Source organism: Bacteroidota bacterium, from assembly GCA_039714315.1.
GTDB lineage: Bacteria > Bacteroidota > Bacteroidia > Flavobacteriales > JADGDT01 > JADGDT01.
In genome coordinates this window covers 1-15,749 of sequence record JBDLJM010000073.1, presented here as the reverse complement: position 1 = coordinate 15,749, position 15,749 = coordinate 1, and the positions used below count along the sequence as shown (strand labels likewise).

Annotated in this window: 11 protein-coding genes; 5 read left to right on the top strand and 6 right to left on the bottom strand. The window is 35.5% G+C overall.

Translation table 11 applies throughout. The annotated features are described in order from the left end of the window. Positions 1-56: 56 nt before the first annotated feature. The 3 genes from ABFR62_08620 to ABFR62_08610 form a co-directional block, all read right to left on the bottom strand. The gene (locus tag ABFR62_08620; GenBank protein MEN8138484.1) at positions 57-806 is read right to left on the bottom strand and encodes a succinate dehydrogenase/fumarate reductase iron-sulfur subunit; all 750 of its coding nucleotides are present in this window, start codon (positions 804-806) and stop codon (positions 57-59) included. Between the two features lie 27 nt (positions 807-833). After that, on the bottom strand, positions 834-2,747 hold the full coding sequence (locus ABFR62_08615) for a fumarate reductase/succinate dehydrogenase flavoprotein subunit (GenBank protein MEN8138483.1): 1,914 nt from the start codon (positions 2,745-2,747) through the stop codon (positions 834-836). A gap of 83 nt (positions 2,748-2,830) precedes the next feature. Further along, on the bottom strand, positions 2,831-3,523 hold the full coding sequence (locus ABFR62_08610) for a succinate dehydrogenase cytochrome b subunit (protein ID MEN8138482.1): 693 nt from the start codon (positions 3,521-3,523) through the stop codon (positions 2,831-2,833). A 205-nt stretch (positions 3,524-3,728) separates the two neighbouring features. Here ABFR62_08610 and ABFR62_08605 point away from each other — a divergent pair, with 205 nt between their 5' ends. After that, a complete protein-coding gene (locus ABFR62_08605; GenBank protein MEN8138481.1) occupies positions 3,729-4,403 on the top strand; it encodes a DNA alkylation repair protein in 675 nt (224 codons plus the stop codon). A 2-nt stretch (positions 4,404-4,405) separates the two neighbouring features. Here the strand turns inward: ABFR62_08605 and ABFR62_08600 are convergent, their stop codons facing one another. Both ABFR62_08600 and ABFR62_08595 read right to left on the bottom strand, forming a co-directional pair. After that, positions 4,406-5,290 carry a zinc-dependent peptidase gene (locus ABFR62_08600; GenBank protein ID MEN8138480.1) on the bottom strand — a complete coding sequence of 295 codons (885 nt, stop codon included), beginning with the start codon at positions 5,288-5,290 and terminating at the stop codon, positions 4,406-4,408. 83 nt (positions 5,291-5,373) lie between these two features. After that, complete coding sequence (locus ABFR62_08595; GenBank protein MEN8138479.1) at positions 5,374-8,814, bottom strand: DUF2339 domain-containing protein; 3,441 nt, start codon at positions 8,812-8,814, stop codon at positions 5,374-5,376. 276 nt (positions 8,815-9,090) lie between these two features. Here ABFR62_08595 and ABFR62_08590 point away from each other — a divergent pair, with 276 nt between their 5' ends. Continuing rightward, a complete protein-coding gene (locus ABFR62_08590; GenBank protein ID MEN8138478.1) occupies positions 9,091-9,483 on the top strand; it encodes a pyridoxamine 5'-phosphate oxidase family protein in 393 nt (130 codons plus the stop codon). Positions 9,484-9,516: 33 nt separating this feature from the next. Continuing rightward, complete coding sequence (locus tag ABFR62_08585) at positions 9,517-10,362, top strand: MBL fold metallo-hydrolase (GenBank protein MEN8138477.1); 846 nt, start codon at positions 9,517-9,519, stop codon at positions 10,360-10,362. A 176-nt stretch (positions 10,363-10,538) separates the two neighbouring features. On the opposite strand, the gene ABFR62_08580 is transcribed toward ABFR62_08585, so the two are convergent. Further along, positions 10,539-12,266 carry a hypothetical protein gene (locus ABFR62_08580; protein ID MEN8138476.1) on the bottom strand — a complete coding sequence of 576 codons (1,728 nt, stop codon included), beginning with the start codon at positions 12,264-12,266 and terminating at the stop codon, positions 10,539-10,541. 596 nt (positions 12,267-12,862) lie between these two features. Here ABFR62_08580 and blaOXA point away from each other — a divergent pair. Both blaOXA and lysS read left to right on the top strand, forming a co-directional pair. Next, positions 12,863-13,642: a class D beta-lactamase gene (gene blaOXA, locus ABFR62_08575; protein MEN8138475.1), complete on the top strand. Its 780-nt coding sequence runs from the start codon at positions 12,863-12,865 to the stop codon at positions 13,640-13,642. A gap of 440 nt (positions 13,643-14,082) precedes the next feature. After that, positions 14,083-15,749 (top strand): lysine--tRNA ligase (gene lysS / locus ABFR62_08570; protein MEN8138474.1); only part of this gene is annotated, 1,667 nt, incomplete at its 3' end.

Sequence of the window (15,749 nt, the reverse complement as noted above, 5' to 3'; positions counted from 1 at the left end):
CATAAAAAAACCACCTCAACACTGAGGTGGTTTTCAATATAATAGAGTATTATTATCTATTGATCCAAAGCACAAACAGCTTTGTTATACTCAGAGTTCATACGAGCTATGTTATCTAAACCAACTTCCTGTGGACAAACTGCGGCACACTCTCCTGTATGAGTACAAGATCCGAATCCTTCGTCATCGTGCTGATTAACCATCATAACTACACGTTCTGAACGCTCAACCTGACCCTGTGGTAATTTCACCAGGTGAGATATTTTAGCAGATGTAAACAAGGCTGCAGATGAGTTTTTACACGCTGCAACACAAGCCCCACAACCGATACATGCAGCACTGTCGAAAGCACTTTCTGCAATATGGTGGTGAACTGGAATTGAGTTTGCTTCGGGCGCTCTACCGGTCATAGCAGAGATATAACCACCTGCCTGGATAATTCTGTCGAATGATCCTCTATCCACTTTCAAATCGCGGATAACAGGGAATGCTTTTGCACGGAATGGCTCAATATAAATTGTATCTCCGTCTTTGAAAGTACGCAGGTGTGTCTGACAAGTTGTATAATGATCTTCGGGTCCGTGAGGCTGTCCGTTAATCACCAAAGCACACTGACCACAAATTCCTTCACGACAATCGTGGTCGAACTCTACAGTACGTTCACCTTTAGCAGCCAATTGCTCGTTCAGATAATCAAGCATCTCAAGGAAAGACATATCAGGACTAAGGTTATCCAGGTCGTAATCAACCATTTTTCCTTGAACATTGGCACTATCCTGACGCCATATTTTTAAATGAATTTTCATTTCTTTTTCTTCTTTTGAATTAGACCATTACTTGTAAGAACGAACAACTACTTTAATGTCCTTGAACTCAAGCTCTTCTTTGTGAAGTTTCCAGTCTTCTCCACCTGTCCATTCCCAGGCAGCAGAATACATGTACTCATCATCTTTACGAACAGCTTCACCTTCTTCGCTCTGGAATTCCTCGCGGAAGTGAGCCCCACAACTTTCGTTACGGTCAAGTGCATCAAGAGCCATTAACTGGGCAATTTCCAGGTAGTCGGCCAAACGTCCTGCTTTTTCTAATTCAGCATTTGATCCATTCGCATCACCCGGTACAGCAACATTACTCCAGAATTCTTCTTTAAGCTTTTTGATTTCCTCAATAGCCCATTTCAATCCTTTTTCGTTACGAGACATTGCTACCTCTTTGAACATAATCTTTCCTAAACGACGGTGAATCTGGTCAACAGGCATATCTCCTTTAATACTAAGTATTTTTTCAACCAGATCCTTAACATCTTTTTCAGCCTTTGCAAATTCAGGATGATCAGTAGATATAGGACCTGTACGAATTTCATCGGCCAAATAGTTAGGAATAGTATTTGGTAACACGAAGTTACCGTCAACAGAAGCCTGTAACAATGAGTTTGCCCCCAAACGGTTTGCTCCGTGATCGGCAAAGTTTGCCTCTCCAACTGCAAATAATCCCGGTATAGTAGTTTGAAGTTCGTAATCTACCCAAAGTCCACCCATAGAGAAGTGAGCAGCAGGAGAAATCTTCATCGGCTCTTTATAAGCATCAATACCGGTAATTTTACGGTACATTGTAAACAAGTTACCGTAACGCTCTCTAATTGTATCTTCTCCTAATCTTTCAATGGCAGTTTTAAAATCAAGATAAACCGCATTTTTCATTGATCCAACTCCATATCCGGCATCCATACGCTCTTTCGCTGCGCGCGATGCAACATCACGGGGAACAAGGTTACCAAATGCAGGGTATCTTCGCTCCAAATAGTAATCTCTGTCTACAGCAGGAATATCTCCCGGAAGTCTGTCGTCATCTTTATTTTTTGGAACCCAAATACGTCCGTCATTACGAAGAGATTCCGACATCAAAGTTAATTTTGACTGGTGATCTCCTGCCTGAGGCAATGCAGTCGGGTGAATTTGTGTCCATGAAGGGTTTGCAAAATATGCTCCTTTTTTATGTGCTCTCCACGTAGCAGAACCGTTTGAGTTCATAGCTAATGTAGAAAGGTAATATATTTTACCGAATCCGCCAGTTCCAAGAACTACAGCATGAGCAGCATGACGCTCAATTTCTCCGGTAACAAGGTTACGTGCAATAATACCACGGGCTTTACCGTCGATCATTACAAGATCAAGCATTTCGTGACGGTTGAACTGCTTAAGAGTTCCCTTTTTTACCTGGTGCATCATTGCCTGATAAGTAGCAAGCAATAATTGTTGTCCGGTTTGTCCACGGGCATAGAAAGTACGCGATACAAGAACCCCACCGAAAGAACGGTTGTTTAAGTATCCACTGTACTCACGTCCGAATGGTACTCCCTGAGCAACCATATGGTCGATTAATTCTACCGAACATTCTGCCATACGGTGTACATTTGCTTCACGCGAACGGAAATCACCACCTTTTATGGTATCGTAGAACATTCTATAAACGTTATCGCCATCATTGCGATAGTTTTTGGCAGCATTCACACCACCTTGCGCTGCAACTGAATGCGAGCGACGAGCCGTATCCTGAAAAAAGAATACCTTCACGTTGTAGCCCATTTCGGCAAGCGAAGCAGCAGCTCCACCACCTGAAAGTCCGGCACCAACAACGATTAGATCAATCTTTTTACGGTTAGCAGGGTTTACAATTCTTGTTTTAGCTTTGTAATTACTCCACTTATCTTTTAAAGGCCCTTCTGGAATTTTAGCATCTAAAGCCATATTTTTTATCTTTTTTAGTTCAAAGTTCATAGTTCAAAGTTCATAGCATAACAACTATGATCTAACACCTATGACCTGAAAAATTAAACTACGTTGAAATAAACTAAAATCGGAATTATTGCATATAATACAGAAAGTATCACAGCAAAGAACTTAGCAAAGCATTTAGCAAATTTCATTCCTCTGGTACTGTAAACTCCTAATGAACGGAATGCAGCATCTATCCCGTGCGAAAGGTGAAAGCCTAACACTGTGATTGATACTACGTAAATAACTACGTACCACCAAACATGGAATGTTTCAATAACTAACTCATAGATGTCTTCTCTCGTTCCAAGTACTTTGTACTGTAACCAGAATTGAGCCATGTGCAGAATAATAAAGATTAATAGGATAGATCCTAAAATCCCCATGTTTCTAGACTGCCATGTACTGCCTGAGTTATTGAATTTAACATACTTTGATCCAGCCGCTTTTCTGTTGTTCAATGTCAACAACAAAGCATCGATTGCATGTATTGCAATAGAAGCGTAAAGAATCCAAGCTATTACTGTAATTGGCCAGAAGTGCACCAAAAAGTGTGAATATGCATTATACATATCGTGAGCACTAGCCACATTTCCCCAAAACTCAATTGGAAAATAAGAATCCGGAATAATTAGGACCAAGTTTCCTGCCAAGTGAATGATAAGGAAAAATGCCGTGAACAATCCCGTGATCGCCATAAGGTTTTTTCGGGCGACCGAAGTTTTAAATAGTCCTTTTTGACCTGTCATAATAAAATTATTAGTTCTCTTGATTTTAACGGAATAAAAGTAGAAAAAAGGATTACGTGTGAAACACACTATTCTATGATTTTTGTCAGCGAATAAGGTGTTTAGCTATGGTGTATCGGGGGTACATTTATCCTGGCTATTATTTAATACAAAATAAATTATAATAGTGCTATCTTTAACGGGTGAGACTTATATTTTTTTAATTATGGACAACATATTAAATGAAATAGAATATGTTTTTAACGAAAACAGAAATGTTGATATTGCCGCAGGACAAAAAGCATATATGAAAAACAGATCCGAATTTTTCGGTATAAAATCACCGGAGAGAAGAGAGCTGCAAAAGCCATTTTTAGCAAAAAATAGCCTCCCTCTCAAGAAGGATTTAGAACAATTAGTTAAATCTCTTTGGGATAAACCTCAACGCGAATTTCAATATTTCGCAATGGAATTACTCTTCAAGTATAAAAAACAATTTGAAGAGAAAGATATTGAGCTCTTTGAGTTTATGGTTGTCAATAAATCGTGGTGGGATTCAATCGATTTTATCTCTCCAAGTCTGATGGGCGAATACTTTAAAATGTATCCGGGTAATAGAAACGAATATGTAGAAAAATGGCTTGCTTCGGGTAACATCTGGCTGCAGAGATCGGCTGTATTGTTTCAGTTAAAGTATAAAGATGGATTAGACAACGAACTTTTGACTATGATAATAGAAAAACTTCAAGGGTCTCGGGAGTTTTTTATCAACAAAGCTATTGGATGGATACTCAGGGAATATGGAAAAGTAAATTCCCATTGGGTAGTAGAGTTCTGTGACAAAACAGAATTAGCCCCTTTAAGCAGGAAAGAGGCTTTGAGGATAATTATTAAGAAATAGTATTAACTGTAGTGAACTTTACCACAACAATGCTTAAATTTTAATCCGCTTCCACAAGGACACTTATCGTTACGGCCAATTCGTGAATTTGTTCTCTTAAAATTCCTGCCTTTGGTATCGTGCCTGAAAATCTGTTCCAGATTACTGTAAAGTTCGGGGTGTTTCTGCGAAAGCAATTTAGGGCGTTCGAAAAAATATTCGCTTGCTACTGCAAAGAATTCCTGTTGATTTGTAGCTCCATAATCTCTTATGTCTGATTTGTTGGATCTGATATCATTTATTTTGGTATTGATAAGATCTAACCAGGGCAAAACATATTGCTTTTCCATTAACAAGGCAGGTAATCCGTCAACATTACCGTCAAGCTTGTCAATTAAATGAACAAACTCATGAATAGCAGTATTTCTTTTATCGGATTCATTCTCAAAGCCAAGATGCAGGGCTTTTTTCGACAAAGCCATTTTGCCCTCCAAAAAACCATCTCCTACAACTCCCAAAACATGAATTTTATTCGATTTTGTGTTGAAATTTAAATCGAAACTTTTTGGATAAAGAAGGACTTCATTAAGATTCAGATATTTCCACTCGGGAAAACTGAAAATTGGAATTACTGCACTCGAAGCAATCAGAACCATGTCTTCTTCACTTACACCCGTCCTTATTCCGGTAATTCTTACGTTAATAAGAAACTCTTGTATTTTAAACTCAAATAACTCCTTTTCGTTGGCAGTTAAAGAATTATAAAAAACTACTTTCTCAACTAATATTATACGCCAGCCCGGGGGGAATACACTTTTCGGCTCTTTCCATCCTTTTGACTTTAACCTATTCCACAAAACGACTAAAAAAACAAACAAAATACCAAAAATGTATAAGGGACTACTCATTCAAAAAAAATTAGGTGTTGACAAAACTATAAATTTAATGCCGGCAATAATAAACAATAAGTGATTAGTTATTGCAATCGGCTTTACTCTATTTCTTCAAATTTTTCTTTCAATTTCACATACATAAAGGATGCTCCGATCAGCAAGGCCCCAATCACAATAAAGACTATTACTTTTTGAAGCATTGTAAAATGAGCAATATCCCAGATAAATAATTTAACTACCGCAATTCCGAAAAATGCTACACTCAACCAAACAAGTGATTTAAAATGTTTTTTCATCGAATTGAATAAAAGAATTATAGCGTGAATTATCAATACTATAGTCAACTGCGATTCTCCCAGTGTTAAACTATAGCTCAACAGTAATAAAACATGTAGTACAACTATCAGGTAGATCCATATTGTTTGTCTTTTATCAGAATAGATGGTGTTTTTACCATACAGGATTATCCCGAAAGGAATAAGAGTTATTAGTGATAGAATTTGATTCCCTGTACCTCCCTCATCGTATTTTAGAACAAGAACAGATGCCGACAAAAGCAATGAAATCCAAAATGCAACCAGATAATTATTTAATGGAATAATAATTCGTTTTCGAAATAAAACAAGGTTAGATAAATATAGAGATGTAATTATTAACCCATTAGAAGTACTATCAAAAACATCAGATGAAATCACAAAAATTCCGGCTCCTATGTAATATAATGCATGATTAAAGATATGTGCAAATTCAGACTTTAATGATAACTCCTTTTTAAACCCATCCTTTCTGATAAACACAATAGTAAGAACCACTAAAGATACTGGAACAGCATAGTAATAATAATCGGAGATAAGTCCCATTGTTGCTGCTATTATTGTAAGAATTGTAAATTCTGTGATCAAAGATTTCCGTTTCGTAATTTCATAAATTACAAATGAAATTAATACAGAACCCCATAATGCTGCCGGCAGTAACTCCGGAAAATTATGTCGTACAGGAGAGATAATAGTCAATGGAATAATCCAGTAAAATACTTCTCTAATAAAATTAAGATTCCTGTTTCGCGGTTTTACGTGAAGTATTTTTTCGTAAAATGACTTTAAAGCCCACATAACAAATAAGACCTCCAATATTGACATTTTTCCCCATAATAATTGTTTAGAGAATCTCAGGGTATCAACCTCTGCAACAGAAATTGATATTCCCAATAATATTATAAGGCTATAGGCCAATAAACCTATATATTCGGTATAAAGAAGTTTCCTTTTATTTCCCCAATATATCAAAGCAAACATAGGGATAACAGCTATTGAAAAAGTATAGTTCCCTATGGTATAAAAACCGGTAACAAGAAACAGAACCGTAAACCATACAGAAATTATTTCGTAGATATTATTCAGATATAATTTTATCTCTTTTTCAAAAAGGTCCGATCGTTTTGAATGTAGTTTATACAGCAAAAATTGAAGAGCAATTAAATATCCTCCAATCCCGACTAAATTTGCATATCCAACAGAGAAGATTGAACTATCCCATAATTCAAAAATATCGACAGATGCAATAATCGATGAGTAAATAACACTGAAAGAAAATACTATATACCCAAATATGCGGCTAAATTTCAGCTTTAAAGAATAAGCTGTACTTATTACCGCAAAAGCAGCCGGAATCATAGCGAATGCGAGCCAGTTATAGGTATAAAAACTCACCGTAATTATGTACACAGACACAAACCAAACACTTCCGAAATTTCTAAAAATTACCGAAAGCTTATTTTCGAAATCCAGATTTTCAGTTTTAAATTTTTTCAGCAGGAATACTAGTGACAGAGTGATAATCCCCAAAACAAGCGAATTGTAATAAGCTCCTGTGAGAAGGGCTCCTTCGTTAGCTATAAACCAAAAACCATCGAAAGTGAGCAATATTTTGAAAATGGCAAGCGCCAAAAGGATGTAACCTTCTTTTCGTACCGATGGAATGGAAAAGCTAAAGCCGAGATAAATAAGACCAAGAGCTTCTACCGACCAGAATAATCCCATCAAATGCTCATTAAACAGTGCCGGGATTGCCAGGGCAACAAAGGTGCCGGCAATTACCAGGAGCAATAATTTAACAGGTTTATTTAAATCTTTGTTCAACATCCATAACACAGGGAAGAACAGCAATGCATTTACGATATAAACAGCTCCAAGTGCAGTGTAATATTCTGAATTGCTGAACAGATAATAAAGGTTAATAAGGAAAATACTAATATTTGCTGCAAGTAAAATCACTGATACTTTGCCCGGAGAAGATGAAATTTTCCTACCCTTAAACATCGCCACCCAGATAAACAGATAAGCAAAGGCATGGAATAATATGGTATACTCTACTAAGGAAAAAGAATTGAGGCTATTATAAACAGCCATTTCTATTATTGAGGATGATGTAATAAAGGTAATTACCCCAAGTGTTTTCCACTTAATTTTATTTGCTATATAAATCGAAGATATACTCAACATCCATAGGTATGCGAAATATGTAATTGAACCCCCATCACTATTCAGGTAAAAAGGAGCAAATGCACCTCCCAGCAAACTTAGAACAGCAACAACTTTAGTTTCGTAGCGAAGAGCAAAGAATATGGCAAAAACAGTATTTACACCAATCAGTATAAACCCTGTTACAGCTGATGAAAATACAGAATTAGTATTTGACATATTTGCGAGGAAATAAATAAACAGATAGTTCAATGCTACTGCAAGTCCAATTAATGCGGAACTAAATTCTTTATACTTCTCCTCTTTTTTATGTAATTGTGTTGCCCAAACAGCTATTGCCGAAGAACTGGCAAAGCCGATAGAAATTTTCACTATTTCGCTTAATTCACCAAAATACCCCAGCGAAAGCTGCATCAGATATCCAAATCCGAATAACAATGCCCCAACACCGGCAAGTGTCATGAAAAATACCGGTAATTGATTTTTATCTTTATAAACTGTATAGACCTTTTTTACATAATCCCAAATACCGGCAAGAGGAGCGCTTATTATTTCCAGTAATAAAGAAATTAACGGGATAGATTTTACTATTTCCTGTATCGATTTACTCTCTTTTCGAATTGTATACTCAGTATTTGAAATTACCGGACTTTCCTGAGCTATATCTGACTTGAAAGTGTGATTTTCTTCAACCGGATCATTTTCCGGCTCATAGTTTAGTGATGCCCTGTTGATTGTTTCTTCTGAAAAATTCTCTATTATTTTTTCTTCTTCAAATGATGTTTTTTCAACAACTGTTTCTTTATTTTCGTCGGAAGAAGTATCTAAAACAGATTCTATCGCAGTATTTTTTCTCTCAATTTCCCTGCTATTGTAATATTCAATTTTATCGAGAAGATTTTCAAGTTTCGATTCATATTCTGATTTAAGTGCAATCATCTCTTCTTTAAGAGACTGAAGATCAGAATGTGAATAATTTATGATTTCGCCACATGAAATGCATGTGTGAGCAGTCTTTGAATTGAATGCCCCACATTTACTACAATAGAAATGATGCATATTTGGATGGGTTTAGTTCAACGTGAATATATAAAATAAGTATAGAAATTCACAAAGAACTTTTTAAAGCCATCGGCTACGATAATAACATCTATAGCAATAGTATTAAAAACAGGCTACTTAGCCTTTACCTCATTTAAAAACAGAATCTATTCTTCGTAATACTATCATATCTGAAACTGTTTCTAAATAGTTTTTGCCTTGTGCCTTTCTTTTAATTTTGCTTTTATTAAGATTGTTTTAAAATAACAGGCACAATGAAAACCATACAAGGAAATGCTTACACCCGAAATTAAGGAACTTTTTAAACAGGTTCCGATAATGGCAATTGCTACAAGCGATAATAACGGAATACCAAACGTATCGGCAATCGGGTCGAAAAAAATAGTAAACAACAATACTATTTTAACAATTGATACTTTTCACAATAAAACTTTAGAAAATATAAAGCAAAATGGGAAAGTATCAATTGCTCTGTGGAAAGATTCAACAGGATACCAAATAAAAGGCATTGCCAAACATTATAGCGAGGGCGAAATTTTTGAGGCCGGAAAAGAATGGATTTTAAAAATAAAACCTCAAAAAATAGTAAAGGGAGTTATTGAAATAAAAGTAACTGAAGTATTCTATTTAACCCCAAATTACGAATTAGCAGGTAAGGAAGTCTAAGATTTAACTACCTGCCACCAAAACACAATATAAATGAAGGTATCTGTACTTGTAGAAAATTCAGTTTGTAGAAACTGTCTAAATTCAGAAACATTAGAAGGGGAACACGGCTTAAGTGTTCATATAGAACTCAATAATACTAAAATATTATTCGATACCGGACAAACTGATATGTTTAGTCGTAATGCCGAAAAAATGGGAATCGACTTATCGGAAGTTGATTATCTGATAATTTCGCACGGGCATTACGATCACGGAGGCGGGCTGAAAGAGTTTTTCAGGTTGAATAAAAAAGCTGAGGTATATATGCACCGCAAGGCATTGGGCGAATATTACTCTGCATCGAAAGGAAATCCCCGCTATATAGGTATCGACAAGGAAGTTATTAATGAAAATATTGACAGGATATCGCTAATTGATGATGATGCTGTAATAACAGAAGGAGTACAGGTGTTAAGCGGTTTCCCTAAAGATTTCCCCCTGCCAAAAGGAAATAAGCTATTATTCGAGAAACAAAACGGAGAACTTGTTAATGATAAATTTGAGCACGAAATATTGCTGGTAATTTCCGAAAACGATAAGAACATTGTTTTTACTGCATGTTCGCATTCGGGGGTAATTAATATGGTAAACAGAGCCGAAGAATATTTAAGTCACTCAAAAATCGAAGCCGTTTTAGGAGGTTTTCACTTGAGTAGTAAAGGTAAAAATGCAGAAAGTCCGAAATATTTAGACGACCTTGTAAGGGCAATTGAAAAATTTGATGTTCCATTTTACACCGGACATTGTACCGGAGAGGAAAATTTCATCAATCTAAAAAATAAATTGGGAGAAAATTTAAAATCTATGAATAGCGGTGAAGTTATTGATTTTTTTTAATACAAAAAGCCCAATATCCAAAGGGATATATTTTTACCGGAACCTATCTCTATATCGTCTTTTACAACATAGGCGTTTTCAACATCAGATATAAGCAATAAAAAAATGCTATAATACCAATTAAAAATCAAATTGGTATTATAGCATTTTATCTATAGATAATTATGATTGGAAGATTACTTCATCAAAGTATTATAATCTGAAACTATCTTCATCACAACCTCTTCTTCTATTCTATCATGTCCCCCTTTTTGCAGTAATTTACCCAGACCTGATTCTTTTTCCTCAATTTTGCTATTGCCATAAAACCCTGATTTAATTTTATCGGCTACTGTTTGACAATCCTGCAGATCGTCTGACAACCTTTTGTAATTGAATATCAAAGTGCTCTTTTCATCTACTCTTAAGAAATATTGCGGATCAAAATACGAATCCAGAATATTCTTGTAAACATTATCTCCCCCTATTATATCATGTTTAACATCTGTTACAGGAGTCAAATACATTTTACTTAAAGTAATTTTACCATCAGAAACAACCTCATAAAACCCTTTATAAGGCAGGCCTATTGCTGTAGGATCATAATATTTACCATATCTGTACTCAACATCAAAAATCTTATATGATTTTACATTTTTTAGATTCACTAATGCCTTGTCGTTTGTTACGTTACCCGTTTCATACAGTTTTTCTAAACTGAACAATGAAAAATCGGAAGAGCTTTCGCTTGGATTAAAGAAATATCTGCTTGGCAAACTTATTATTCCCTCGTGTACCTTCCCTTTCTTGTCAGTATAAGTTACCGGATATCTATTCCTGAATTTACGGGAGAGTATAAGGGCCTTTTTTAGCTGTTTATAATTAGCTTCAGAATTATTCTTATTCGCTTCGTAACGCTCTTTCATTTCATAAACAAATTTTACTTCTTCCGGCTTATATACAAAGTAGTTCTTCCAGTAATCTATATATTCTTCTTTAACTTCGTCAGCCTTAATTAATGTAAGAATATTACATATGTTAGAACTTGATGCTCCTAAAATTCTGGAATTTTGCTCTTTATGCGGTTTAATTATCTCTATATCGAACTGTGCTTTCCAGAAATCGAATATATATTTATATTTTTCATAAACCTTTTCAGGAGAGTTTCCGGCACTTATCTCGTTTAACATCTTTTCTGCCTCAGGAGTAATTTTTTCCCATTCCGACATATCATGTTTTTTTGAGGATTTAAAGCCCTTAATAACTATTTCGCTCTTGTGTTTTTCATATCCAAATCCGTGGCTTACATTATTGGAAAGTTCTTCTATAACCTTATTAATGAAAGCAGTATTGGCTATGTTTATAATTTTAGAATCTTCTACCTTCGACATCAGGTTTTCCGTAATAGCTTTATCCTTTATAGGAGTGTGGTTTTCCGGATTAATAACAGGGTAAACAATCTCTATAGGCTCATCAATTAAATTGAATTCAGCATTGTATTTACCTTCTATTTTAACTTTCCAGTCTGAGTTGATATAATAACATGCTCTGTAATCAGGGCCGTTGTATCTACTTACATCCTTTATCTGATATTGCATATCTAATTTTGGCGTATCAGAAATAACAGTAATTGTTATATCAGGATTTTCAGCATCATATTTCATACTGCTGATAGATGCTAAGCCTTTTATGGAGTATTTGTTTAGGCGGTATCTAAACAAATATGTGGAATACTCTTTCTCGTTAGCAGACAACACCTTTTCTAATTTAGTATCGTCATATATAATTGCATAACTTTTAATTCCGGGCATATATAACTTTGGAGTTTTGATGTATTGGACATCAACTTCTACCTTTTTCTTTTTCTGGCCGAACGACACCAGAGATACCTGCAGAGCAAGCAGTAATAACAAAAGATTTTTCATGTGTTTATTGATTTGTTTTTTAACGGTCATCACGCCTTCTGCGTGACAAACATGTTATCCCCATATATATTCATCCGGTTGACCTGCCTTTCGGCAGACATGTATAAATGTTATTTCTTATGGGAATTTCATGAATAATGATTTTAGTTAAAGAGTTAATAAAATTTGAGTCTGAGATATTAAACCTCATTAATGCAATGTAAATATTTATCAAAAAAACAACCAACAAATTCAACGCATATACCTAGTAAGTTTACCAATAACAATATTCTGATAATCAACATCCAACACTCTAATACAACGTAAACAACTACAATATTATTTATTGCACGTAGTATTATTCGCTCATAACAACTCTTAGACTATACCCCATACTTGTGTTAATTATCCTAAAATTTAGATTTGAAGAGTTTAAATTACTATAAAACTCTTGTGCCCTGCTCAATATCATAATTAATTAAGAGAAAACACCCTATTGATAAACACCTTATTAGCAGAATTATACTTCGAAATATTACTACATAAAATAATATACTATATTAGTAAAATCAGAAATATCGAATTCAAAAAAGTAAGCCGATTACAACACACATAAAATGAAGGTCACCATAAAAACAACAACTATTATCTTGATTTTTATAACAATTATCAGTTGTAATCAGGAAGAAACGAATACTGAATGGAAAAGAATATTTGATAAGCATAATATCACCGGAACATTTGTACTCAAAAACACATCAACCGACGAATTAAAAATATATAACGAAAAACGCAGTGATAGTACATATTTACCGGCTTCAACTTTCAAGATATTGAACTCAATGATAGCATTACAGACATCGGCGATTGAAAGTGAGAATGATACAATAAAATGGGATGGAAAAGACAAAGGTTGGATAGCCTGGAATAAGGACCAAACGATGAAAACAGCAATGCCTGTTTCGTGTGTATGGTTTTATCAGGAATTAGCCAGACGAATCGGAAAAGACCAAATGCAAAATTGGATTAATAAAGCTAATTACGGAAACAAAAACACGGGAAAGGAAATTGATAGTTTCTGGCTTGAAGGTGATTTAAGAATATCGGCAAAAGAGCAAATCTTATTCATTGAAAAGTTAGTAAATAATGAATTACTATTTGATAAGCAAATACAGGAATCAGTGAAAGAAATTATGATTACAGATTCTACCAATAACTATATAATTCATTCAAAAACAGGGTGGACAAAACAAATTGGCTGGAATGTAGGTTATATTGAGACTAATAATAATATATGGATTTTTGCCATGAACCAGAATATCACAAATAAACAAGAAGCGAAATTCAGAAAGAAGATAACTTACGAAGTTCTTAGAACTGAAGATATCATTAAGTAAACACCGGCTACAACAAACACTACCTACGTAAGTTTTTTTAAAATCATCGCATAAAATATATTTCACTTACGTGCATTTATCAATTTTTTATAGGTGATTGTTTTTCATGTTATAACACTCTGAAAATACCGGTAAAAACCCTCAATACCATCGTAAAGGTTGACAGCGAATGTTGGGATTGTGCAAACGCCCCCGATAGAAGCGGCACCCCGCAGGCTGAAATGCAATGAACAAACGAGCGAGGATGCGACCCCCGGGAGCACCCGCAGCCGTATTAGTGAATTGCATTACAGCTGAGGAGTAAAGCGGATAGCGGGATAAGGCGCCAAAAACAAATAATCATCATCCATATTTCGCTACTTGTAATTTTATTGTCCGAATAGCCAATAAAATAAAGAAATATATGTAATTTTGCGCACTGCAAAAAACAAAATATAATTATGCAATTATCAGAACAGGAAATCGTTAGAAGAGAGTCTCTGCAAAAGTTGAGAGATTTAGGTATTGAACCGTATCCGGCAGCCGAATTTAAGGTTGACACTTATACAAAGGATATTCTTTCTGACTTTGATAAATTTGAAGGTAAAGAAGTTGTTTTGGCCGGTAGAATGATGAGTCGCCGTATTATGGGGAAAGCTTCTTTTGCTGAAATTAAAGATGCCGAAGGTAGAATTCAGGTTTACATTTCGCGTGATGATATTGCTACGGAAGCTGTACCGGAAATGTACAACATGGTGTTCAAAAAACTTATGGACATCGGTGACATTATTGGTCTGAAAGGAAAAGTTTTTAAAACTAAAGTTGGTGAGATTTCGGTACATATTACTGAATTAACCATGCTGTCGAAATCGTTGAAGCCTATTCCTGTTGTGAAAACAGATGATAAGGGAGTTGCTCACGATGCTTTTTCTGATGCCGAATTGCGTTACCGTCAGCGTTATGTTGATTTGATTGTAAACGACAATGTAAAAGATACTTTCATTAAGAGAACAAAGATCACTAACACGATGCGTCAGTTCTTTAATGATAAGGGATATTTAGAGGTTGAAACTCCAATTTTGCAGCCTATACCGGGTGGAGCAACGGCACGTCCGTTTATGAGTCATCACAATGCATTGGATATTCCTTTGTATTTGCGTATTGCAAATGAGCTTTATTTGAAAAGGCTTATTGTAGGTGGTTTTGACGGTGTTTATGAGTTTGCAAAAGATTTCCGTAACGAAGGTATGGATCGTACCCATAACCCTGAGTTTACGGTTATGGAACTTTATGTAGCTTACAAAGACTACAACTGGATGATGAATTTCACCGAGGAGTTGTTGGAGAAAGTTGCCATAGATACAAACGGAACAACAGAGTTAGATATTTGGGGTAATAAAGTAAGCTTTAAAGCTCCTTTCCGCAGACTGTCTATGATCGATGCTATTAAGGAATATACAGACATCGATATTACAGGAATGGGAGAAGCAGAGTTGAAAGATGTTTGTAAACAACTCGATATTGAGACCGACGAAACTATGGGGGTTGGTAAACTTATCGATGAAATTTTCGGTGAAAAATGTGAGGCTAATTTAATTCAGCCTACGTTTATTACCGACTATCCGAAAGAGATGAGTCCGCTTACAAAAGAGCACCGATCAAATCCTGACTTAACGGAACGTTTCGAGCTTATCGTAAACGGTAAAGAACTGGCAAATGCTTATTCGGAGCTTAACGACCCTATTGATCAGAGAGAGAGATTTGAGGCTCAGCTTGAGTTATCGGAAAAAGGTGATGATGAAGCGATGTTTATCGATCAGGATTTCCTTAGAGCACTTGAATACGGTATGCCTCCAACATCGGGTATCGGAATTGGCGTTGACCGTCTTGTAATGATGATGACTGATAATTCATCGATACAGGAAGTGTTGTTCTTCCCTCAAATGAAACCGGAGAAAGCTGCTCCAAGCGTTGAATTGAAAGATAATGAAAAAGTAATCTTCGATATCGTATCCCAAAACGGAGGAGTTGATCTGGCCGAACTAAAAGAAAGAGCCGGATTATCTAATAAAGGCTGGGATAAGGCGATGAAAGGTTTATCGAAACACGGACTTATAAAAGTTGAAGT